At 40.9% G+C, this 1224-nt stretch carries 1 protein-coding gene and 1 pseudogene; both read right to left on the bottom strand.

Going from position 1 to position 1224, the window contains the following annotated elements:
* Positions 1-955, bottom strand: a pseudogene (locus WGMM_RS03960) (major capsid protein); the annotation flags it as partial.
* 84 nt (positions 956-1039) lie between these two features.
* Positions 1040-1224: head decoration protein (locus WGMM_RS03955; RefSeq protein ID WP_038250400.1), on the bottom strand; the 185-nt coding region annotated here is incomplete at its 5' end.

Genomic DNA, 1224 nt, shown 5'->3' with positions numbered 1-1224 from the left:
TTTACAAGTATACCTGGGCGATGGCACATTGGTAGAGGGTTTGATTGGGTATGAAGGTCAGTCCCTCTATCAAATCTTCTTGGCTCTTGTTTTGCATAGAGCGGTTGTCCTAGTGTATTTACCGTCTCATTAAAGTCTGCTGGGGCAAAGTAAGTCGTAAATGTATTAGCTGTACCAAGTGGAAAACAGTGTCCCGTATCTTTTTCTATAAATCTTCTCACAATTCCTTCAGGGTCAGTTGCTTGTCCTCTGTACTCCTCAAATGTTATTCCACAGAACGTAAATCCTGATCTCATATCGTTCCGGAGTGCTGCTCCTTCTTGCCATCTCTCATATGCCTCTTTTACTTTGGCATGCGAAGTTGGTGCATCAAAAAACTCTGGACTTACCAGCGCATGAATCCCAGTCATGTATTCACCACTTAAGTTGTCCTCAACATGACGCAATACTTCCAGACATTTTCTTTTTACATCTGTCGTTGCTGTTCCCAATGCGAAATTTACCACTTTTGGCGTAATTTCAAATTCGTTGTAAAGGTTTAATAACTCACTGCCATCAGCATCCAGAATAATCCCTTTTAACGCCCCCATCCGCAAATGTTCTAACGTTATCGCGTGTTTATTTCTCATCAACTCCAGGTGATCTGTTACCACATTAGCCAACGCTTTCAGTTCATTCTCTGACCCAAATGCCCTTATTCCTTGCACTTTCTCAGGTAACACTACGTCATCATGGGGAATATGTGGTATCGTAAATGTTCTTATTTTCGTTTTCCGCGTTTTCCCACTGTTGCTGGTGCTCCGGGAACTTGCGTTGGTAATAAACTCAATACTCCGTTTTGCTCTTCTATCGTAATATGTCGAAATCTTACCGATCTACTTGGAAATAAATTTAAGCTTTCTGTTCGACCATAATTTATCGGCAATATGTTTATTGCTTTAGTTAATTCCGTCATACTAAATGCTGGATTTGTAAATGGATTTTGCATGTTTTTCCCCTTTAGTGTTTAAAGTTGGTTTTGCTCTTCAGTTGAGCAGTTTTAAACTCCCTTATGAATGATGATGCCCCGTGCTTCAAGTTGCTTGATTGCTGCAGCTTTTTGCTCCTCAGTGATATTTCCTGGCCACACCACTGCATGATCTGCTAGCATTGCTATACGTGTAATGATTACTGCTTTGGTGGTTTCCGTTGCGTTTACATCACTTGTTATCACTCCTATAGCTG

The organism is Wolbachia endosymbiont of Glossina morsitans morsitans, assembly GCF_000689175.1.
GTDB classification, from domain to species: Bacteria; Pseudomonadota; Alphaproteobacteria; order Rickettsiales; family Anaplasmataceae; genus Wolbachia; species Wolbachia pipientis.
This window is presented reverse-complemented; position numbering and strand designations above follow the sequence as displayed.